Annotated in this window: 22 protein-coding genes and 1 riboswitch; of the genes, 10 read left to right on the forward strand and 12 right to left on the reverse strand. The window is 72.6% G+C overall.

Annotated elements, in window-relative coordinates:
• The first annotated feature begins 14 nt into the window (after nucleotides 1-14).
• Nucleotides 15-1,934 carry a serine/threonine-protein kinase gene (locus ACLQ26_RS00460; RefSeq protein WP_425742561.1) on the forward strand — a complete coding sequence of 640 codons (1,920 nt, stop codon included), beginning with the start codon at nucleotides 15-17 and terminating at the stop codon, nucleotides 1,932-1,934.
• Between the two features lie 450 nt (nucleotides 1,935-2,384).
• Here the strand turns inward: ACLQ26_RS00460 and ACLQ26_RS00465 are convergent, their stop codons facing one another.
• From ACLQ26_RS00465 to ACLQ26_RS00475, 3 genes are all read right to left on the reverse strand, one after another.
• Nucleotides 2,385-3,185, reverse strand: coding sequence for an energy-coupling factor transporter transmembrane component T family protein (locus ACLQ26_RS00465; RefSeq protein ID WP_425742562.1), 801 nt, complete (start codon nucleotides 3,183-3,185; stop codon nucleotides 2,385-2,387).
• Nucleotides 3,182-4,600: an ABC transporter ATP-binding protein gene (locus tag ACLQ26_RS00470; protein WP_425742563.1), complete on the reverse strand. Its 1,419-nt coding sequence runs from the start codon at nucleotides 4,598-4,600 to the stop codon at nucleotides 3,182-3,184. Before ACLQ26_RS00470 ends, ACLQ26_RS00465 begins: the two co-directional genes overlap by 4 nt.
• A 116-nt stretch (nucleotides 4,601-4,716) precedes the next feature.
• On the reverse strand, nucleotides 4,717-5,304 hold the full coding sequence (locus ACLQ26_RS00475; protein WP_425742564.1) for an ECF transporter S component: 588 nt from the start codon (nucleotides 5,302-5,304) through the stop codon (nucleotides 4,717-4,719).
• Nucleotides 5,305-5,381: 77 nt separating this feature from the next.
• A riboswitch (TPP riboswitch) is annotated at nucleotides 5,382-5,486 on the reverse strand.
• A gap of 107 nt (nucleotides 5,487-5,593) precedes the next feature.
• Between ACLQ26_RS00475 and ACLQ26_RS00480 the strand changes: the two genes are divergently transcribed.
• The 5 genes from ACLQ26_RS00480 to ACLQ26_RS00500 all read left to right on the forward strand — a co-directional run bounded on the left by ACLQ26_RS00480 (nucleotide 5,594) and on the right by ACLQ26_RS00500 (nucleotide 10,957).
• Nucleotides 5,594-6,424: an alpha/beta fold hydrolase gene (locus tag ACLQ26_RS00480; RefSeq protein WP_425742565.1), complete on the forward strand. Its 831-nt coding sequence runs from the start codon at nucleotides 5,594-5,596 to the stop codon at nucleotides 6,422-6,424.
• Nucleotides 6,425-6,462: 38 nt separating this feature from the next.
• The gene (locus ACLQ26_RS00485; RefSeq protein WP_425742566.1) at nucleotides 6,463-7,269 is read left to right on the forward strand and encodes an aminoglycoside N(3)-acetyltransferase; all 807 of its coding nucleotides are present in this window, start codon (nucleotides 6,463-6,465) and stop codon (nucleotides 7,267-7,269) included.
• On the forward strand, nucleotides 7,266-8,015 hold the full coding sequence (locus ACLQ26_RS00490; protein ID WP_425742567.1) for a sugar isomerase domain-containing protein: 750 nt from the start codon (nucleotides 7,266-7,268) through the stop codon (nucleotides 8,013-8,015). The genes ACLQ26_RS00485 and ACLQ26_RS00490 overlap by 4 nt, the downstream gene beginning before the upstream one ends.
• A gap of 279 nt (nucleotides 8,016-8,294) precedes the next feature.
• A complete protein-coding gene (locus ACLQ26_RS00495; protein ID WP_425742568.1) occupies nucleotides 8,295-8,798 on the forward strand; it encodes a DUF6328 family protein in 504 nt (167 codons plus the stop codon).
• Between the two features lie 152 nt (nucleotides 8,799-8,950).
• Entirely contained in the window at nucleotides 8,951-10,957 is a 2,007-nt protein-coding gene (locus ACLQ26_RS00500) for an acyl-CoA dehydrogenase family protein (protein ID WP_425742569.1), read from the forward strand.
• A 19-nt stretch (nucleotides 10,958-10,976) separates the two neighbouring features.
• Here the strand turns inward: ACLQ26_RS00500 and ACLQ26_RS00505 are convergent, their stop codons facing one another.
• From ACLQ26_RS00505 to ACLQ26_RS00545, 9 genes are all read right to left on the reverse strand, one after another.
• Nucleotides 10,977-11,144 carry a hypothetical protein gene (locus tag ACLQ26_RS00505; RefSeq protein ID WP_266245095.1) on the reverse strand — a complete coding sequence of 56 codons (168 nt, stop codon included), beginning with the start codon at nucleotides 11,142-11,144 and terminating at the stop codon, nucleotides 10,977-10,979.
• Nucleotides 11,145-11,347: 203 nt separating this feature from the next.
• Nucleotides 11,348-11,956 carry a hypothetical protein gene (locus ACLQ26_RS00510; RefSeq protein WP_425742570.1) on the reverse strand — a complete coding sequence of 203 codons (609 nt, stop codon included), beginning with the start codon at nucleotides 11,954-11,956 and terminating at the stop codon, nucleotides 11,348-11,350.
• Nucleotides 11,957-12,044: 88 nt separating this feature from the next.
• The gene (locus ACLQ26_RS00515) at nucleotides 12,045-12,488 is read right to left on the reverse strand and encodes a GNAT family N-acetyltransferase (RefSeq protein ID WP_425742571.1); all 444 of its coding nucleotides are present in this window, start codon (nucleotides 12,486-12,488) and stop codon (nucleotides 12,045-12,047) included.
• A gap of 4 nt (nucleotides 12,489-12,492) precedes the next feature.
• Complete coding sequence (locus ACLQ26_RS00520) at nucleotides 12,493-12,891, reverse strand: Fur family transcriptional regulator (protein ID WP_425742572.1); 399 nt, start codon at nucleotides 12,889-12,891, stop codon at nucleotides 12,493-12,495.
• The gene (locus ACLQ26_RS00525; RefSeq protein WP_007463903.1) at nucleotides 12,888-13,187 is read right to left on the reverse strand and encodes an ArsR/SmtB family transcription factor; all 300 of its coding nucleotides are present in this window, start codon (nucleotides 13,185-13,187) and stop codon (nucleotides 12,888-12,890) included. Before ACLQ26_RS00525 ends, ACLQ26_RS00520 begins: the two co-directional genes overlap by 4 nt.
• A 36-nt stretch (nucleotides 13,188-13,223) precedes the next feature.
• A complete protein-coding gene (locus ACLQ26_RS00530; RefSeq protein ID WP_425742573.1) occupies nucleotides 13,224-14,096 on the reverse strand; it encodes a metal ABC transporter permease in 873 nt (290 codons plus the stop codon).
• A 4-nt stretch (nucleotides 14,097-14,100) separates the two neighbouring features.
• The gene (locus ACLQ26_RS00535) at nucleotides 14,101-14,862 is read right to left on the reverse strand and encodes a metal ABC transporter ATP-binding protein (RefSeq protein ID WP_425742574.1); all 762 of its coding nucleotides are present in this window, start codon (nucleotides 14,860-14,862) and stop codon (nucleotides 14,101-14,103) included.
• Nucleotides 14,859-15,809 carry a metal ABC transporter substrate-binding protein gene (locus ACLQ26_RS00540; protein WP_425742575.1) on the reverse strand — a complete coding sequence of 317 codons (951 nt, stop codon included), beginning with the start codon at nucleotides 15,807-15,809 and terminating at the stop codon, nucleotides 14,859-14,861. The genes ACLQ26_RS00535 and ACLQ26_RS00540 overlap by 4 nt, the downstream gene beginning before the upstream one ends.
• A 54-nt stretch (nucleotides 15,810-15,863) precedes the next feature.
• A complete protein-coding gene (locus ACLQ26_RS00545; protein WP_425742576.1) occupies nucleotides 15,864-16,121 on the reverse strand; it encodes a hypothetical protein in 258 nt (85 codons plus the stop codon).
• A 29-nt stretch (nucleotides 16,122-16,150) separates the two neighbouring features.
• Between ACLQ26_RS00545 and ACLQ26_RS00550 the strand changes: the two genes are divergently transcribed.
• The 4 genes from ACLQ26_RS00550 to dusB all read left to right on the forward strand — a co-directional run bounded on the left by ACLQ26_RS00550 (nucleotide 16,151) and on the right by dusB (nucleotide 19,729).
• Nucleotides 16,151-16,492 carry an antibiotic biosynthesis monooxygenase family protein gene (locus ACLQ26_RS00550; protein WP_007463893.1) on the forward strand — a complete coding sequence of 114 codons (342 nt, stop codon included), beginning with the start codon at nucleotides 16,151-16,153 and terminating at the stop codon, nucleotides 16,490-16,492.
• Between the two features lie 24 nt (nucleotides 16,493-16,516).
• Nucleotides 16,517-16,996 (forward strand): hypothetical protein, encoded by a 480-nt coding sequence (locus ACLQ26_RS00555; protein ID WP_425742577.1) that lies wholly within the window; start codon nucleotides 16,517-16,519, stop codon nucleotides 16,994-16,996.
• Nucleotides 16,997-17,112: 116 nt separating this feature from the next.
• Nucleotides 17,113-18,492 carry a glycine--tRNA ligase gene (locus ACLQ26_RS00560; RefSeq protein WP_425742578.1) on the forward strand — a complete coding sequence of 460 codons (1,380 nt, stop codon included), beginning with the start codon at nucleotides 17,113-17,115 and terminating at the stop codon, nucleotides 18,490-18,492.
• A 64-nt stretch (nucleotides 18,493-18,556) separates the two neighbouring features.
• Nucleotides 18,557-19,729, forward strand: a complete 1,173-nt coding sequence (gene dusB, locus ACLQ26_RS00565) for a tRNA dihydrouridine synthase DusB (RefSeq protein WP_354854646.1) — start codon at nucleotides 18,557-18,559, stop codon at nucleotides 19,727-19,729.
• Nucleotides 19,730-20,028: the final 299 nt, after the last annotated feature.

Here is a 20,028-nt window from a genome sequence, read left to right on the forward strand (position 1 = left end):
GGAAGTAGGACGGGATGACGGGCGATACCACCGAGGACCTCCAGCCGCTGCGCCCTGGCGATCCCCGGCACCTCGGGACGTGCCGGCTTCTCGGCCGGCTCGGCGAAGGTGGGATGGGCACCGTCTTTCTGGCGGAGCAGTCGGGTGGCCGACTGGTGGCGGTCAAGGTGATCCGCACCGACCGCTCCGACGACGCCGAGTTCCGGCGGCGCTTCCGGGGCGAGGTGAAGCGGGCCCGGCAGGTTCCTCCCTTCTGCACCGCCGAGGTGCTCGACGCGGACCCCGATCATGAGCCGCCCTACCTCGTCGTCGAATACGTCGACGGACCGAGCCTGGCTGCCGTCGTGGCGGAGCGGGGGCCGCTGGCCGCTGGCAACCTGCACGGTCTGGCGATCGGCGTGGCGACGGCGCTGACCGCCATCCATGGTGCCGGCGTGATCCACCGCGACCTCAAGCCGAGCAATGTGCTGCTGCCGCCGGGCAGCCCGAAGGTGATCGACTTTGGCATCGCCCGGGCGGTGGAGGGCAGCGCCGTCACCCGGACCGACCAGGTGGTCGGGACTGTCGCGTATATGGCGCCGGAGCGGTTCGAGCCGGCCGGCAGTGGGACGCTGACCGCCGCGGCCGACGTGTTCGCGTGGGGCGCGGTCGTCGCGTTCGCCGGTACGGGTCGGACCCCGTTCGCAGCGGACACGCCGCAGGCCACCGCGGTGCGTATCCTCACTCAGGAGCCGGGCCTGGACGGGTTGACCGGCCCGTTGCGCACACTGGTGGAGCAGGCGCTGGCGAAGGATCCGGCGGACCGGCCCGGTGCGCGGGAGTTGCTGGACCGGTTGCTGACGGTCGCTCCGCGGCCGGAGACCGGCTCCGCTGAAGTGACGGCCGACCGGTCCGCGCTGCTCGCCGCCGTCGAGCAGGCGCAGGCGGCGACCGACCAGCGTCCCCTCCCCGAGACCGAGCTCGCCGGTCGGCGGCACACCACCCACGGGTCAGTGGTCGCGTCCGGTGCCCCTGCCACGCCGCCTGCGGACGACGACGCCACCACCCGGTGGGGTGTCTCGTCCGCCACCCCGACGCCGAGGCCGACCTCCGTCGCGAGGCCGGCGGACGCCCTACCCGCCTCCGCGCCCCCGCCCGCGACCTCCGCGCCCGCGATGAGCCCGTCCGCGCCGACTCCCCGGCGGTGGCCGTTCGTCGCCGCCACGGTGCTCTCCGCCCTGGCGCTGGTCGCCGCGCTGGCCGGCGTCGGCGTGCTGACCGGGGTGCTGCGGGGAGGCCCGGGCGAGCCGCTCGACCTCGCCCCGACGCCGTCCGTCGGGCCGTCCGTCGGGCCGTCCGTCGGTCCGTCCGGCGTGACCCCGGCACTGCCATCGGTGGTGATCCGGGATCCGCTCACCGTCACCAACTACTGGCGGACCCGCACCGACGAGAAGAACCGGGTCAGCTGCGCGTTCGACGGGGCGTACGTGGTGACGAAACGGTCCGAGGGTCCGTACCGCTGCCTGGGGCCGCAGCAGTCCTTCGCCGACTTTCAGGTCGAGGTGGACGTGGCGTTGCGGCGGCCCGGCAGTTGCGCCGGCATCTGGTTCCGCTTCACCGACCTGACGGGTGGGCACGCCCTGCGGGTCTGCCCGGACGGATATCACCTCGTGGCGCACGGAGTGGACAGCCCGAACGCGGTCACCCCGGCGGGCACCTTCCCGTACCCGGCTGGGCAGCTGGCACTGGGCCGGACGATCAAGGTGGGCATCGTCGCCAGGGGCGGGCAGCTGCGGTTCCTCCGGGAAGGTGTGGAGATCGGCGCGGCCCGGGACGGTGCCCCGGTGCCGGGCCGGGTGGTGCTCGGCATCTTCCGCGACCCGGCCCGGGACGAGCCCGCAGAGCCGCCGTACGAGGTGGCCTTCCGCGACGTCGAGATCCGGCAGCTCGACTGAACGTCCGGTCAGTGCTTCCCGGCGCAGCAGGGCGTCGGGTCCGGCCGGCGGCGCGCCCACACGATCACACGCTGGATGGCATTGGCGACGGTCAGCGTCCCGACCGGACGGTCGACCCCGGGATGGCGCACCGCCCGACCCGAACGGCGGGTGCCGTGCTCCATGGCCGCATGTTCGGCGGCCTGTCTCAGCTCGGCGGGGCTCGCCGGCAGCCCGGCCAGCCAGTGCTCGGCCCGCCAGTGCTCGGCCTCCTGTGCGGTCCGGTGGCCCAGGCTCAGAGTCCGTCGGTGGCGGCCGTCTGGTCGTGGTCATCGCGGGGTGCCGGTCCGTGTCCCATGTGCCGCTCCAGTCGCGTTCGCGGGAGGCGTCCGGGTCAATCTGCTGCGGCCAGCGGAACGTCGGGTGTCCCGGTCACGGCAGGAACGCGAACAGGTGACTGCGTAGCCGCCCTCAGCCGAGCAGCGGGCGGAACGTGCCGAGCAGCACGCTGACCGTCAGCGCCGCCCCGGCCAGCGCCGCCGCACCGGCGACCAGCAGCCCGTCGGCCGCCGTGAAGCGCTGCCGCCGGGCGACCGTACGCGGGGTGCCGGCGTCGAATCCGCGGGCGTCCATCGCCACGGCCAGCCGGGTGCCTCGGCGGATCGCCCCGACCAGCAGCGCGAACGCCGTGGACGCGAACAGTCGCAGCTTCGCCACCGGGTTGCGTCCGGCGTCGACGCCGCGCGCCCGCCGGGCCATGCTGATCATCTGCCATTCCTGGCCGAGCAGCGGCACCAGGCGGAAGGCGGCCAGCGCGCCGATGGCGAACCGGGCTGGCGCCTTCGCGTTCTGGATCAGCGCGTCCGCCAGGTCGGTCGGGTCGGTGGTGGCGAAGACGATCACGCCGGGCAGGGCCACCGCGAAGATCCGCAGCACCAGACCGAGAGCGGTGCCCAGCACGCCGGTGCTCACCAGCACCGGTCCGACGTCCAGCAGGACCCGGCCGGACTGGTCGGCGGCGAAGAGCACGAGCGTGACCAGGATGCCTGTGGCGCTGAGCAGCAGGGGCAGGGCCCGCCGGGCCAGCACGCGGTAGCGGACGCCGAACAGCGGCAGGACGGCGAGTTCGACGGCGATGGCGATGGCCGGCGCCACCGGGTCGAGCGTCGCCAGCAGGGCGAACGAGAAGACCAGCGCGGCGGCCACCTTCGCCACCGGGTTGCGCCGGGCCAGCGGGGCGCCGGGCGCGGCGACCGGCTCGATGCTGATCATCCGCGCTCCAGGGTCACGGTCCGGTCGGCGAGCGCGGCGACGAAGTCCAGGTCGTGGGTGACCGCGACCACGCCGTGGCCGGCGTCGCGCAGGTCGGCGAGGAGATCGACAAGCTCCCGCCAGGTCCGCCGGTCCTGACCGAATGTCGGTTCGTCGCAGATCAGCAGGCGGGGCGCGGTGGCCAGGGCCGTCGCCACGCTCAGCCGCCGCGCCTCCCCACCCGAGAGGGTGTACGGGTTGGCCGCCGCGAGTCGGGTCAGCCGCAGCCGGTCCAGCAGACCCGCGACGGTCTCCCGGACCACCGCCTCGGGTTGACCCGTCCGGCGTGGACCGAGCGCCAACTCGTCGAAGACTGTTCCGGTGACGAACTGGTGTTCCGGGTCCTGGAACACCGACCCGATCCGCCGGGTCAGCGCGGGCGCCCGCCAGCGGTGCGGGGGAGCGCGGTGGTCGACCCCGGCCAACCCGACCGAGGCGGTGACCCGGCCGACGCCCGGTTTGAGCAGGCCGCCGAGCAGCAGCGCCAGGGTGGACTTCCCGGCGCCGTTGGGTCCGCGTACCGCGAGGGCCTCTCCGGCGCGTACCGCCAGGTCGGTGGGGCCCAGCCGGGGCGGCAGGCCGAGCCGCTCGGCGGTGAGCAACACGTCGCCGGGGGCGGCGGTGGCCGTGCGGGGCGCGATGGGGTGACCGGGCACCCAGACGCCCTCGGCGGCGAGGGTGTCGCCGTGCGCGGCGAAGACCGCGTCGGGCGTTCCGTCCGCGCGGACGCCGCCGCCGGGCTCCAGGACGATCACCCGGTCGACAAGCGGGAGCGCCTCGGCGACCCGGTGTTCGACGAGGATCAGTGTGGTGTCGGCGTCCACCGCGCTCGCCACCGTGCGTCGGACCAGGGCGGCCCCGTCCGGGTCGAGGTTGGCGGTCGGCTCGTCGAGCAGCAGGAGGCCGGGCCGCAGGGCCAGCGCGCCGGCCAGGGCGAGGCGTTGCTGCTCGCCGCCGGAGAGCGCGGCCGTCGGCCGGTCCCGGGGGTACGGGAAACCGACCCGCCGCAGCGCCTCGTCGACCCGGGGCCAGATGTCGTCTGTCGGCACGCCCCGGTTCTCCAGCCCGAACGCGACGTCGTCGCCGCTGCGCGCCATCACCAGTTGGCTCTGCGGGTCCTGGAAGACGATGCCTACCCGTTCCCGCGCCTTGCGGGGGTCGAGCCCGTCGATCTCGACGGTGCCCTCCTGCTCGCCGGAATCCTCGGGCAGCAGTCCGGCCAGCGCGCTGAGCAGGGTGCTCTTGCCGGCTCCCGATGGCCCGAGCAGCAGAATCCGCTCCCCGGCCTCCACCCGCAGATCCACCCCGCGCAGAGCCCAGGCCCGCCGCCCGGCATGCCGCCACCCGAACCCCCGCAACAGAACCCCGCCCCCCACACCCACCCCCTCCCGGCCCTACCGCCGCGTGATCAAGAGGTTTGCGTCAGAATTCCGCCCTCCGATGACGCAAACCTCTTGATCACCGGGGTGGGTGTGGGGGTAGGCAGTGGGGGTTAGATCAGGGCTCGGTTTTGGCCTGCGGGGAAGCGGTCCAGGGCGCCGGTGTTGGCCAGGGCGCGGGTCAGCAGCCAACCGCCCGCGCCGGCGATCACGGTGGCGCTGACGATGGTGAGCAGGGCGTACGGGATGCGGTAGTCGCCCAACGCGTAGTCGACGTTCCAGACGAAGAAGTCGAAGAGCGCCGCGCTGAGACCCGTCAGCGCACCGGCGAGCACGGCGGTCGGCAGCCGGTACGACCGGTACCGGAAGGCGGCGAAGGCCAGCTCGGCCCCGATGCCCTGCACGATGCCCTGGGGGATCACCGTGCCGGCCCACTGGCTGCCGAGCAGCGCGGAGACGACCGCGGCCACCGTCTCGCAGTAGAGCGCGGCGCCGGGCTTGCGGATGACCAGGCCGCCGACGACGGCCGGCAGCAGCCAGACGCCGTAGATCAGCGTCTGCGCCGGCGGGAAGAAGGCGAAAGCCCCCTCGGTGGCGCTCCAGACCAGGCCCCAGGCCCAGAAGATGACGCCGAAGGCGACCGCGATCACCGAGGCGACCACGATGTCGATGGTGCGCCAACGGCTTGTGGTGTTGTCCATGCTGTGCTCCCAGTTCAGTGGAACGAACCAGGAGAAGACGCACGCCGCGCGTCCGGTGGCACCGGACTCACGGCGCGGCTGGAGGTCGACCGAACTCCCTGCGCTGGCATTACCCAGATCAGGTTCGAGGGTCTGCGGGCGTGCCCGCACTCTCAGCGCTGTGCGCTCCCCTGTCGGATGTGAAGTTGTCTCGCTGACGCTAGCACCGACCAGGGGTAACGGCCCAGCAGGGCAGCCCGTCACCTGCGCGTCCGGACCGGCGCGGCGGCGGCTGGGTAGGCTGACGATCATGCAGGTCGACGCGCGAGGTCTCACGTTCGAGGTACGCACCGGCGGCCCGTCCGACGGCGTTCCCGTCCTGCTGCTGCACGGCTTCCCGCAGCACAGCGGCGAGTGGGACGAGGTCGTGCCGGCACTGCACGCGGCCGGGCTGCGCACGTACGCGCTGGACCAGCGGGGCTACTCGCCGAACGCCCGGCCGGAGGCGGTGGCCGCGTACCGGATTCCCGAACTGGTCGCCGACGCGGTGGCCGTGCTCGACGCGCTCGGTGTGCACGCCGTCCACCTCGTCGGCCACGACTGGGGCGCGATAGTGGCCTGGGCGGTGGCCGCCGCGCACCCGGATCGGGTCCGTACCTTGACGGCGGTGTCCGTGCCACACCCGGCGGCCATGGCGCACGCCCTCGGCACCGACACCGAGCAGAAGGCCCGCTCGTCGTACATCGCGCTGTTCCGCAAGCCGGGCAAGGCCGAGAAGGTGCTGCTGGCGTGGCACGCGACGGCGCTGCGCAGGATGCTCGGCGGGGTGGGCGACGCCTCCCGGGTGAACCGTTACGCCGATCCGATGCGGGAGCCGGGCGCGCTCACCGCAGCCCTGAACTGGTACCGGGCCATGTCCCGCACCGACCTGGCAAGCGTCGGTCCGGTCGCCGTGCCCACCACCTACGTCTGGAGCGACAGGGACATCGCCATCGGGCGTACCGCCGCCGAGGCGTGCGCCGCCAATGTCACAGGTGACTACCGCTTCGTACCGCTGCCCGGGGTGACCCACTGGATCCCGGACGCCGCGCCCGCCGCGCTGGCCGAGGCGGTCCTGGCCCGGGTCGCGGGGACGGCCTGAGCCGTGCCGGGCCGACGAGCGCCGGGGGGAGGCGCGCCGTGACGACCCCCGCCGACGGGCTGGGCACCCGTCGCTCGCTCGCCGCGCAGTTGCGCCTACTGGGTGTACGCCCCGGCTCGACGGTGCTGGTGCACGCCGGGATGCGCCCGCTGGGCTTCGTCTGCGGTGGGCCGCAGGCGCTGGTGCTCGCCCTGCGCGACGCGCTGGGCCCGGACGGCACGATCGTGGTGCCCACCCACACCCCCGACAACAGCGACCCGGCGCAGTGGCGTAATCCGCCGGTGCCTGTGGACTGGTGGCCGCTGATCCGCGCCGAGATGCCGGGCTTCGACCCGGCTGTCACGCCGAGCCGGCACATGGGCGTGTTCGCCGAGACGGTCCGGTGCTGGCCCACCGCGCTGCGCAGCGCGCATCCCCACGTGTCGTTCGCCGCGCTCGGGCCGATGGCCGAGGAGGTGGTCACCGGGCACGGCCTGACCGACATGCTCGGTGCGGGCTCGCCGCTGGCCCGGCTCTACGACCTGGACGCCGACGTGCTGCTGCTCGGGGTGGACCACACCGTCAACACCTCGCTGCACCTGGCCGAATATCGCCTCCCGGCGCTGGTTCGCGAGCGGCTGGGCGCGGCGGTGCGTACGGCCGACGGTGGCCGCGAGTGGGTGTGGTGGCAGGACGTCCGGCTCGACGCGAGCGACTTCGGCGCGTTGGGCGGGGACCTGGAGGCCACCGGGGCGGTGCGCTCCGGCCCGGTCGGCGCTGGGACGGGGAGATTGGTACGCCAGCGGACAGCTGTCGACTTCGCGGTGCAGTGGATGGCCCGTAACCGGACGACGGAGGATCTATGAGTGTGAGCGCCGAGGACTACCTGGCAGTGGTGACCGAGACGATCGGCCGGGTGTCCGCCAGCCAGCGGGAGGCGGTGGGGCGGGCCGCCGATCTGATCGCGGAAGCGGTCCGCGCCGACGGGGTGGTGCACGCCTTCGGCACCGGGCACTCCGAGGCGCTGGCCATGGAGATCGCCGGGCGGGCGGGTGGCCTGGTGCCCACAAACCGGATCGCGCTGCGTGACCTGGTGCTGCTGGGCGGCGAACCGGTCGAGCGTCTCGGGCCGCTGCTGGAGCGGGATCCGGCGGTGGCGCACCGGCTCTGGGAGTTGGCCCCCGTACGGCCCGCCGACGTCTTCGTGCTCGCGTCGAACTCCGGGGTCAACGGCGCGATGGTCGAGTTCGCCACGCTGATCAAGGAGCATGGTCACCCGCTGGTGGCGATCACCTCTGCGCAGCACTCCGGGCGGATGACGTCCCGCCACCCGTCCGGGCGCAAGCTGGCCGATCTCGCCGACGTGGTGCTCGACAACGGGGCGCCGTACGGCGACGCGACGCTGCCGCTGCCCGGTGGTGGCGCGGTCGGCGCGGTCTCGTCGATCACGGCGGCCCTCCTGGCGCAGCAGGTCACCGTGGAGGTGGTCGCCCGGTTGCTGGCGGCGGGGCAGCGGCCCCCGGTCTACCTCTCGGCGAACATCCCGGACGGCGACGCGCACAACAACGCGCTGGAGGCCCGGTACGCCGGCCGGATCCGCCGCGGCTCCTGACACCCTGCGTCGCGCGCTGGCGACGGATAACGCGGATAGCGGGCGGCGTGGCGGCGGCGTGGCGCGATGGCAGGCGGCGCGGGCGGCGTGGCGCGGGCGGCGCGGGGCGGGCGGCGTGGCGCGGGCGGCCCCCTGCGCGGCGGCCGGCCGATGGCCGACGGGTGACCGGGAGATGGCCCGGACATGTCGCGAACCTGTTTCGCGCTCGGTCGTGGGGGGCATTGGCGTTGCTGCCGGCGGCCGGGACCGCCGGCAGTAGCGTCTGACCGGAGGTAGCGCGTGTCCAAGGAGACCGAGAAGCAGCGTTGGCAACGCAACTTCGCCGACCTGTTGCAGGAGCTGCGGGTCGCCCAGACCGGTGTGCAGATCCTCTTCGCCTTCCTGCTCACCCTGCCGTTCAGCAACGGGTTCACCCGGACCACCGAGTTCCAGCGGGACGTCTACATCGTCGCGCTGCTCGCCGCGGCCGCCGCCACCGCGTTGATCATCTCGCCGGTGGCGTTCCACCGGGCGTTGTTCCGCCAGGGGCGCAAGCCGGAGCTGGTGCGGTTCGCGCACCGGATGGCCACCGGCGGCCTCGGCTTCATGCTGATCGCGATGGTCAGCGCGGTGCTGCTGATCACCGACTTCGTGCTGGACCGGCCGATCGCTTTCGTGCTCAGCGCGGTGGCCGGGCTCTGGTTCCTCGCGTTCTGGGTGATCCTGCCGTTCGCCCGACGCAACTGGGGTGACGACGACATCGACGACGAGGACGACGACCCGGACGCGGCCGGCGGTCGCTGAGCACGTCGATCCGCACGCAGCGCTACCCCTGGGTAACAACCGGGGGTAGCGTGACGGTAGTCACGCACGTCGACGCGGTCCGCGCCGGTCCGGCCGAGCCGCCGGGGGACGCGCAACAGCCGCAGCCGCAACCGAGCTTCGAGGGGGCAGCCGTGACCACGACGCAGAACGGCCGATCGGCACCGGACGGCCGCGACTCTCAGTCCGCGGCCGACACCGCCGGCACCGCGGCCCCGTTGCCCACCGAGGCCGGGCAGGTCTCCGAGAAGGAGGCCCGGCAGGTCGCCGAGGCCGCCCGGGAGTCCACCTGGGACCGGCCCAGCTTCGGCAAGGAGCTGTTCCTCGGGCGGTTCCGACTCGACCTCATCGACCCGTGGCCCACCTCCGACCCGGACGACGTGGCCCGCGCCGAGGAGTTCCTCGGCAGGTTCCGCGAGTTCCTCACCTCCGAGGTGGACGGCGCGGCCATCGAGCGGGACGCCTCCATTCCGGACTCCGTGTTCCACGGGTTGGCCGACCTCGGCGCGTTCGGCATGAAGATCGATCGGAAGTACGGCGGCCTCGGGCTGAGCAACCTGCACTACTGCCGGGCGCTGATGCTGGCCGGCTCGGTCAGCCCGGCCATCGGCGCGCTGCTCTCGGCGCACCAGTCGATAGGCGTGCCGCAGCCGCTGAAGATGTTCGGCACCGCCGAGCAGAAGCAGCGTTTCCTGCCCCGGCTCGCCGCCGGCGAGGTCTCCGCGTTCCTGCTCACCGAGCCCGACGTCGGCTCCGATCTGGCCCGGCTCGCCACCACCGCGGAGCCGACCGAGGACGGCACCGGCTACCGGCTCAACGGGGTGAAGCTCTGGGCCACGAACGGCATCGTCGCCACCCTGCTGGTGGTGATGGCCCGGGTGCCGGCCGCCGAGGGTCGGCGCGGCGGGATCACCGCGTTCGTGGTGGACGGCGACAGCGTGGGCATCACGGTGGAACGGCGTAACGAGTTCGTCGGCCTCCGCGGCTTGGAGAACAGCCTGACCCGGTTCCACGACGTGTTCGTGCCGGCGGAGAACGTCATCGGTGGTGAGGGCAAGGGGCTCAAGATCGCCCTGACCACGCTGAACACCGGTCGGCTCTCGCTGCCGGCCATGTGCGTGGGCGCGGGCAAGTGGTCGTTGAACGTGGCGCGCGGCTGGGCCGCCGACCGGGTCCAGTGGGGTCGGCCGGTCGGCGAGCACGAGGCGGTCGCCCAGAAGCTCTCCTTCATCGCCGCCACCACGTACGGCATGGAGACCATGCTCGACCTCTGCTGCCTGCTCGCCGACGACGACCGCAACGACATCCGGATCGAGGCGGCGCTGGTCAAGCTGTACGCCAGCGAGATGGCCTGGAAGATCGCCGACGAGCTGATCCAGATCCGGGGCGGGCGTGGCTACGAGACGGCCGACTCGCTGGCCGCTCGCGGCGAACGTCCGGCCAACGTCGAGCAGGTGCTCCGCGACCTGCGGATCAACCGGATCTTCGAGGGCTCGACCGAGATCATGCATCTGCTGATCGCCCGCGAGGCGGTCGACGCACACCTGTCGGTGGCCGGCGACATCATCGACCCGGAGGCGGGGCTCGGCCGCAAGGCCCGCGCCGGCGCACGAGCGGGCGCGTTCTACGCGAGGTGGCTGCCCACCCTCGCGGTCGGCAGGGGCCAGAGCCCGTCGGCGTACGCCGAGTTCGGCCCCCTGGCCGCGCACCTGCGGCAGGTGGAGCGGTCGTCGCGCAAGCTGGCCCGGTCGACGTTCTACGCGATGTCCCGCTGGCAGGGAAAGATGGAGCGCAAGCAGGCGTTCCTCGGGCGTGTGGTGGACATCGGCGCGGAGTTGTTCGCGATGTCCGCGGTCTGTGTCCGGGCGTCCGCCGAGCGCGACACGCGGCCGGAGAACGTCGAGCTGGCCGACCTGTTCTGCCGGCAGGCCCGGGTCCGGGTGGACGCGCTGTTCACCGCCCTGTGGGACAACACGGACTCCGTCGACACGGCCGCCGCCAAGCGGATCCTCGCCGGCCGCTACGCGGGCCTGGAGGAGGGCGTCGTCACCCCGTCCGACGAGTTGCCCTGGGTGGCCCGCTGGTCGCCCGGCCCGTCCACCGCCGAGGACGTCCGCCGTCGCATCCCGCCGAAGCCGTAACGGGTGCGACGTCGGGTGGTCAGCGGGAGACCGCCCAGGCCAGCACCGCCGCCAGGATCAGGCCGTTGAGTACCGCCAGGCCCAGGTACGCCGCAGGTGGGATCTTCTTGCCCCGGCGGACGAAGGAGACCAGGACGGCGGCGTAGCCGAGCAGCAGCACGGCGATGACGATCAGGAAGTAGAACACCCGAAGACCCTAACGGCCCTGGCTGCGTAGGCCGAAGTGGCGCGGTGGGCGTGCCCGACGGGAATGTTCGCGCGGGGCGGTGCGGCGGTGCCCGTTGATCAGGTGATGACAAGTAGGTCAGAAGTGGTTCTCAGACCTGTTCTTCATCACCTGATCATGGCAAGGGCGAGCGACCAGCGGCGGCCGAACGCGACGCGCCGACCTCAGCGGCTCCGGCCGCGCAGGCCGAGTTGGCGCAGCTCCAGCGCGGCCAGGGCGTCGACTGTCGCGTCGTCGCCGCGTCGCCACGCCTCGGCGACGTCCGGCGCGATCCGGGTCAGCCGGCCCAGCGGCTGGGTGGCCAGCGCGCGCAGCGCCAGCAGGTCCCGCCCGGCCGGTCCGGCGGCCAGCTTCGCGGCCGATCCGGCCCGGCGCATCCACCGCACCCGGAGCGGCAGCCACCCGAACAGCACCAGACCGAGCGGGAAGATCAGCACCGCGACGGCGAGGGCGAGGGCGAGTTGGTCGACCAGGTGCTGCTGGTCGCGGCCGGCGTCGGCGAGACCTCGGGCGGCGTCGGCGGCCCGCTGGAAGGGCGCGGTCAGCTCGTCGCCGACCAGCGGCACCCGCCGGACCTTGCCGCCGGCGTCGGCGAGGTTGTCGGCGAGGCCACTTCCGGCGCCCTCCAGCTTCTGCCCGGGTACGGCGAGCTTCTGCACCAGATCGTGCAGCCAGAGCGCGGAGCGGATCGCGACGTACACCCAGGCGACGACGAGCAGGTCGGTGAGCAACTGGCGGACGGCGGTCGGGAACCGATCGGCGTAGATCTTCACGCCGGACAGCGTGCCACGAACGGCTCCGGCCCGGCACCCGTCGATCGGTGGCCGGGGGCGGCCCGGGCGAAGGCGCGACCGCTTTCGGTCAGGCGAGCCGCAGGTCCACGAACGCGACGCTGTCGCCCGGCAGGACGTACCGCTCGATCTCGACGAAGCCGTGCTGTCGGGCGAACCGCAGGCCCTCGTCGTTGGACGCCAGGACGACTGTCTCGATGACCTGCGCGCCGAGCTCCCGGGCCCGCGCCAGCCCGCGCTGGTAGATCTGCTCCCCGTAGCCACGTCGGCGGCTGCCGGGCACGACCCGCGCGATCACGGTCGCGGCGTCGGGGGTCGGCGGTCGGACGGTCGAGCAGCCCACCGGCACCCCGTCGGCGTACGCGACCTCGAGGATGTTGCGCTCGGCGCGAGCGACGATCTCTTCCGCCGACAGCGGAGCCGTGCGGATGATCGAATTGTGGATGTGTTGCCAGTCGAGCAGGGTCGCTTCGTCGGGCACTGGCCGCACCGGCGTGAACTGAAGGTCGGTCACGGCGTCAGTGGGCGCAGGCCGGGCAGGTGCCGAAGATCTCCAGGGTGTGGCTGACGTCGGCGTAGCCGTGCTGCGCGGCGACCCGGTCGGCCCAGCTCTCCACGGCGGGGCCGGCGACCTCGACCGTACGCCCGCAGGCCCGGCAGACCAGGTGGTGGTGGTGCCCCTCGCTGCACCGGCGGTAGAGGTGCTCACCGCCCGGCGGGCGCATCACGTCGATCTCGCCCGCGTCGGCCAGCCCTTGGAGGGTGCGGTAGACAGTGGTCAGGCCGACCCGCTCACCGCGCTGCCTGAGCATCGCGTGCAGATCCTGGGCGCTGTGGAAGCCTTCCATCTCGCCCAGCAGCGCGCTCACCGCCGAGCGCTGCCGGGTGTTGCGCACCGCGGCGCCGCTCTCGCTCATGATCCCTCCCCGGCGTGACTGACCGCGTCCGCAACGATGTGCGCGACGTGCTCGTCGACGAGGCTGTAGGCGATCTCGCGGCCTCGGCGGGAACCGCGCACCACGCCCGCCCCGCGCAGCACCCGCAGGTGCTGGGACACCAACGGTTGTGCCGCGCCCAGCTTCTCCACCAGCTCGTGCACGCACCGCTCGCCGCCGGCGAGCTCGCTGACGATGGCCAGCCGGATCGGCGCCGACAGGGCTCGGAGCAGCTCGCTGGCTCCGTCGAAACCCTCGTAGCCCGTTGCGCTGGTCATCTTGCAACGGTAACCAATACCACCGACATCCGCCGATCAGCCTCCGTGGAGGACGACCTCGTGCGGCTCCGCCGCCGGTGCGGGGGCGGGGGCCGTGCGGCGGCGTACCGCCCGCCACAGAGCACCGGCCACGGCAACCACCAGGAAGGAGGCGATGGCCAGCAGCACCACCGAGGCGCCGGGCGGGGTGTCGGCGGTGGCCGCCACCCAGACGCCGGCGCCGGCGGCGAAGAGCCCGAGCGCCATGGCCGCGGTCATCGTGCTGCGGAAGCCTCGGGTGACCTGCTGGGCGGTGGCCACCGGAACGACCATCAGCGCGCTGATCAGCAGCACCCCGACGGCCCGCATCGCGATGGTCACCGTGACCGCGGTGGTGACCGCGATCAGCAGGTTGAGGGTGCGCACCGGCAGGCCGGAGACGCGGGCGTACTCCTCGTCGTGGCTGATCGCGAAGAGCGCCGGCCGCAGCACGATCATGGTGATCAGGATCGCCGCGCCGAGCACTCCGACGGTGATCAGGTCGGTGGTCGAAGTGGAGAGCAGCGACCCGAACAGGTAGGCGTTGAGGTTGGCGCTCGTCGCGTCGGACAGGCCGACCAGCAGGACGCCACCGGCGATGCCGCCGTAGAACAGCAGCGCCAGGGCCAGGTCACCGGAGGTCCGCCCGCGAGCGCGGACCACCTCGACGGCGATCGCGCCGACCGTGGCGACGATCACCGCCACCAGCACCGGCGAGCGGTTGAGGAGCAGGCCGGCGCCGACGCCTGTCAACGCCACGTGGCCGATGCCGTCGCCGATGAGCGTCAGTCGGCGCTGCACCAGGTAGATGCCGAGCGCGGGCGCGGCCAGGCCGATCACCAGCGCGCCGATCAGGGCGCGCTGCATGTAGGGGTACTGGAAGAGTTCCATTTTCTCAGTTGCTCCACAGCCCGGCGGGCTCGTCGGGACCGTGCGGGTGCACGTGGTCGTGGTCGGGCTCCGCGTGGTGGCCGGCCGGGTCCGGGACCGCGCCGTCGTGACAGATGCCGCCCTGGTGGACGACGACCGCCCGGGTGATCACCGGTCGCAGCGGGCCCAACTCGTGTGCCACCAGCAGCACGGTCCCGCCGTCGGCGACGAAGTCGCGCAGCGCGCCCGCGAACGCCTCCTGGCTGGCCGCGTCCACGCCGGCGGTGGGCTCGTCGAGGACCAGCAGCTCCGGCTGGCCGGCAAGCGCGCGGGCGATGAGGGTGCGCTGCTGCTGACCGCCGGAGAGGGTGGCCACCGGGTCGCCGGCCCGGTCGGCGAGCCCGACCGCGCGCAGGGCCGCGTCGACGGCGGCCCGGTCGGCCGCGCCGGGTGGACGCAGTACGCCCCGGCGGGCCAGCCGGCCGGAGGCCACCACCTCACGGACCGTGGCGGGCACACCTCCGCCGGCGCCGAGGCGCTGCGGCACGTACCCGATGCGCTGCCACTGGCGGAACTGGCGCAACGGCCTGTCGAAGAGGGTGATCGAGCCGGCGCCGAGCGGCACGAGGCCCAGGATCGCGCGGATCAGCGTGGACTTGCCGGAGCCGTTGGCCCCGAGCACCGCGACCACCTCCCCGGCGGTCACGGTGAGCGAGACGTCCCGGAGCACCGGGCGGCCGTCGTAGCCGACCGCGCCGTGCTCGACGGTGATGACGGGGGCGCTCACGAGCAGCTCAACGCCGTCCGCAGGGCCTGCAGGTTGGTACGCATCACCGAAAGGTAGTCCGAGCCGCTGCCCGCGGCGAGTCCTTCGATCGGGTCGAGCACCGCGGTCTTCGCGCCGACCTGACCGGCGATGGTCTCGGCGACCTTCGGGCTGACAAGCGACTCGAAGAAGATCGTGCTGGCCCGGTGCTCCTTGGCCTCCTCGATGACCTGGGCGAGCCGCTGCGGCGAGGGCTCGACGTCGGGGGTCAGCCCGGTGATGCCCACCTGGTCGAGCCGGTAGCGGTCGGCCAGGTAGCCGAACGCGGCGTGGCTGGTGACGATCTCCCGCCGCTGGCAGGTCGCCAGGCCCTGGGTGAACTCGCCGTCGAGGGCCGTGAGGTCGGCGCGCAGCGCCGTGGCGCGGGCGGTGTAGTCGGCGGCGTGGTCCGGGTCGACAGTGCCGAGACGCTTGGCGAGCTGGTCGCCGATGCCGGCGAGGCGGGTCGGGTCGAGCCAGACGTGCGGGTCCTTGGCGTGCCCGTGCTGCTCCTCGCCCTGCTCCTCCTCGCCCTCGTGGTTGTGGCCACCGGCGCTCGCGTCCAGCAGCGGCTGCACGCCGGCCACGTCGAACACCCGGTCGTCGTCGTCCTGCGCGACCGCCTCGTCCACCGCCGGCTGGAAGCCCTTGAGGTAGACGATCATTTCGGCCTCGGTGACCTGACCGACCTGGCTCGGGCTGAGTTCCAGGTCGTGCGGCTCGGCGCCGGGCTTGGCCAGGTTGGTCACGCGGACGGCGTCACCGCCGACGCGCTCGGCGAGGAACTGGAGGGGATAGAACGCGGCAACCACGTCGACCCGTTGCGGATCGGCGCCGCCGGCACCGCCGGTGGAGCAGCCGGCGGCGGCGCTCAGGGCGAGCAGGGCGGTCGCGGCGGCCAGGACGCGGGACGTGGTGCGGTTGGTCATGTCCCCAACTGTCCGTGGTAACGACAATGATTGTCAAAAACGCATGCTTGCATGTCAGAGCAGCTTCGCCAGACCCACAGTGACCAGCAGCGTCAGCATCAGCAGCCGGATCAGCCGGGTCTGCGGCGCCTGAACCGTCCAGGTGGTCGCCAACAGGGCGATCAGGGCGGCGGCGAGGGCCAGCGTCAGCAGCCCGCCGACCACCCCCGGCGTGAAGAACGCCACCAGCACCACCACCAGGGTGAGCAGGAACACCGACGTCGGGTTCGCCCCGGCCAACCGGGCCAGCAGAGGGCGCTGCGTACGCTGCATCCCACAGACTCTACGAGGAGGAACCCCCGGTGCTGGTGACCAACCGGTTCGTGGTCGACGTCGATGTCGCCGACGGCTTCACCGAACGGGCGCACGCTGCCCTCACCGCGCTGGCCGCCTGCCCCGGCTACCTGCGCGGCCAACTGGTCCGAGCCCTGGACGACCCCCGCTACTGGTCACTCGTCACCGAGTGGGAGTCGGTAGGCACCTACCGGCGGGCGCTGGGCGCGTTCGAGGTCAAGGTGAGCGCGGTGCCGTTGCTCGCCGAGTCGGTCGACGAGCCGTCCGCGTACGAGGCGCTGGCCAGCGCCGCGCCCGGGGGAGCCGTGGTGGTCGCCGAGAGTGATCGGGCTGCGGGTCCTTACCGCTGAGCGGCAGGACACTACGCTGCTCCTATGACCGCACCCGCCCCGCCGCCCGGTCCCGGTGTGGCTCCGCCGTTTGCCGCGCCGCCCACCGAGGGCCGCCGGACCCGGCTCTGGATCGGCCTCGGCGTCGGCGCCCTCGCCGTGGTGCTCTGCTGCGGCGGAGGAGGCACGGCGATCGTCGGCCTGGCCGTGAGTGGCGTGCAGGCGGTCCGCGAGCAGGGCCGCACGGTCACCGGCGACTACTACCAGGCGCTCGTCGAGCGAAACTACGGCCGGGCGTACGACCAGCTCTGCGACGACGCGCAGCAGCGCGAGTCCCGCCCCGAGTTCGAGCGGCGGGCGGCCGCCGAGCCGCAGGTCACCGCGTTCCGGGTGGGTGAGGTGGACACCACCAGCCTGACCGTCGGAGTCGACGTGACCCTCGACGGCGGCGACCGGGAGCGGCAGCAGGTCAGCCTGGGTCAGGACGGTCAGACCGGCGGCATGGAGGTCTGCGGGGTGAGCTGACCCTCGCCCCCGGTATTCTGCTGGGCTCGGGACGACTCTGGTCGTACCGTTGTCCCGAACCGACCGATCCATCCACATCTCGCCCCCGCCGACCGCCAGCCGGCGTAGGAGGAAACATGCCAGCCGACCGTATCGACGCCGTCGTCAGCCTCGCCAAGCGCCGAGGCTTCGTCTTCCCCTCCAGCGAGATCTACGGAGGCACCCGATCGGCGTGGGACTACGGTCCGCTCGGCGTGGAGCTCAAGGAGAACGTCCGCCGGCAGTGGTGGAAGACGATGGTCCAGCAGCGCGACGACGTCGTCGGCCTCGACTCCGCGGTGATCCTGGCCCGCAAGGTGTGGGAGGCGTCCGGCCACATCGCCGAGTTCGTCGACCCGCTCACCGAGTGCCAGTTCTGCCACAAGCGGTTCCGGGCCGACCACCTCGAAGAGGCGTACGAGGCCAAGCACGGCAAGCCGCCGGCCTCGCTCGCCGAGCTGAACTGCCCGAACTGCGGCAACAAGGGCACCTTCACCGAGCCGAAGATGTTCAACGGCCTGATGAAGACCTACCTGGGCCCGGTGGAGAGCGACGAGGGGATGCACTACCTGCGCCCCGAGACCGCCCAGGGCATCTTCGTCAACTACAAGAACGTCGAGACGGTCGCCCGCAAGAAGCCGCCGTTCGGCATCGCGCAGACCGGAAAGTCGTTCCGCAACGAGATCACCCCCGGCAACTTCATCTTCCGGACCCGCGAGTTCGAGCAGATGGAGATGGAGTTCTTCGTCGAGCCGGGCACCGACGAAGAGTGGCACGAGTACTGGCTCCAGGAGCGCTGGAACTGGTACCTCGACCTCGGCCTCTCGGCGGACAATCTGCGCCTCTACGAGCACCCCGCGGAGAAGCTCTCGCACTACTCGAAGCGCACCGTCGACATCGAGTACCGCTTCCAGTTCGGCGGCACCGAGTTCGCCGAGCTGGAGGGTGTCGCCAACCGCACCGACTTCGACCTCTCCACGCACAGCAAGCACTCGGGTGTCGACCTGTCGTACTTCGACCAGACCAAGAGTGAGCGCTGGATGCCGTACGTCATCGAGCCCGCCGCCGGTCTGACCCGCGCCGTGCTCGCCTTCCTGCTGGAGGCGTACGACGAGGACGAGGCGCCCAACACCAAGGGCGGCGTGGACAAGCGCACGGTGATGCGGTTCGACCCGCGGCTGGCCCCGGTGAAGGTGGCGGTGCTGCCGCTGTCCCGCAACGAGGCGCTGTCGCCCAAGGCGAAGGACCTCGCGACGCTGCTGCGTAAGCGCTGGGTGGTGGAGTTCGACGACTCGCAGGCGATCGGCCGCCGCTACCGCCGGCAGGACGAGATCGGCACCCCGTTCTGCGTCACAGTCGACTTCGACACCCTTGACGACAACGCCGTGACGGTGCGGAACCGCGACACCATGGGGCAGGAGCGGGTCTCCCTGGACCAGGTCGAGCGTTACCTGATCGAGCGCCTCCCCGGCTGCTGAGACGGTGGGCACGGGGCCCCGGCCGACGCGAAAAGCGCCGGTCGGGGCCCCGTACACTTGTGCGGTGACCGCCTCGACCGTTCCCGCGCTGCGCCCGTTGGCCCTCGGGCCGTACCAGGTGTCGCCGCCTGTGGTGCTCGCACCGATGGCCGGGATCACAAACGTCGGGTTCCGCCGGCTCTGCCGCGAGCAGGGCGGCGGCATCTACGTCTGCGAGATGATCACCACCCGGGCGCTTGTCGAGCGCAACCCGAAGACACTGCGCATGATCGCGTTCGGTGACGACGAGCAGCCGCGCAGCCTCCAGCTCTACGGCACCGACCCGGAGGTCACCGCCGCCGCCGTGCGGATCGTCGTCGAGCGCAACCTGGCCGATCACATCGACCTCAACTTCGGCTGCCCGGTCCCCAAGGTCACCCGGCGGGGCGGTGGCGCGGCGCTCCCGTGGCGACGCCGGCTCTTCGCCCGCCTGGTCCGGGCCGCGGTGGACGCCGCCGCACCCTCCGGGGTGCCGGTCACCGTCAAGATGCGCAAGGGCATCGACGACGACCACCTGACGTACGTCGAAGCGGGGCTCGCCGCCCAGGACGCCGGCGTGGCAGCCGTGGCCCTGCACGGGCGGACGGCCGCCCAGCGCTACTCGGGCACCGCCGACTGGGACGCGATCGCCACGCTGAAGCAGGCCCTCGACGTGCCCGTGCTCGGCAACGGCGACATCTGGGAGGCCGACGACGCGCTGCGGATGGTCGCCCACACCGGTGTCGACGGTGTGGTGGTCGGCCGCGGCTGCCTCGGTCGTCCGTGGCTCTTCGCCGACCTGGAGGCCGCCTTCAACGGGCGGCCCGAACGGCGCCTGCCCACCCTCGGCGAGGTGGCGGTGACCATGCGCCGGCACGCCGAGCTGCTCGTCGACCAGTTCGTGGCCGGCGCCCGCAACCCCGCCCGGGGTGAGCGGGACGGCTGCACCGACTTCCGCAAGCACGTCGCCTGGTACCTGAAGGGCTTTCCCGTGGGCGGCGAACTGCGTCGCTCGCTGGCGATGATCGAGAGCCTGGCCCAGCTCGACGACCTGCTCGGCAAGCTCGACCCGGCGGAACCCTTCCCGGTGGCCGCCCTCGGTCAGCCGCGTGGGCGCACCAACTCGCCCGGCAAGGTCTTCCTCCCGGACGGCTGGCTGGCCAGCCGGGACGACGACACCGTCCCCGAGGGCGCCGAAATGGACGACTCCGGCGGCTGAGCCCCTGGTTGGCCGAGCCCTTGCTCGGCCGAGCCCTTGGTCGGCCGAGCAGAGACGCCCCGCGACCGTCCCTTCCGAACGCGGCCCCGGCGCAGAGGCTGAACAGGTGAGTTGGGCGACCTATCGAGCTGATGTCGTGAACGAATCACCTGCTCGGCTCGGTCGGCCATGCTGCGATTCGTTCTCGGCTCGGTCGGCCATGCCGCGATTCGTTCTCGGCTCGGTCGGCCACGCTGCGATTCGTTCTCGGCTCCGTCGGCCACCCCCCCGATTCGTTCTCGGCTCGGTCGGCCACCCCC

The sequence above is a fragment of the Micromonospora sp. DT43 genome (assembly GCF_049841645.1).
Taxonomy (GTDB): domain Bacteria; phylum Actinomycetota; class Actinomycetes; order Mycobacteriales; family Micromonosporaceae; genus Micromonospora.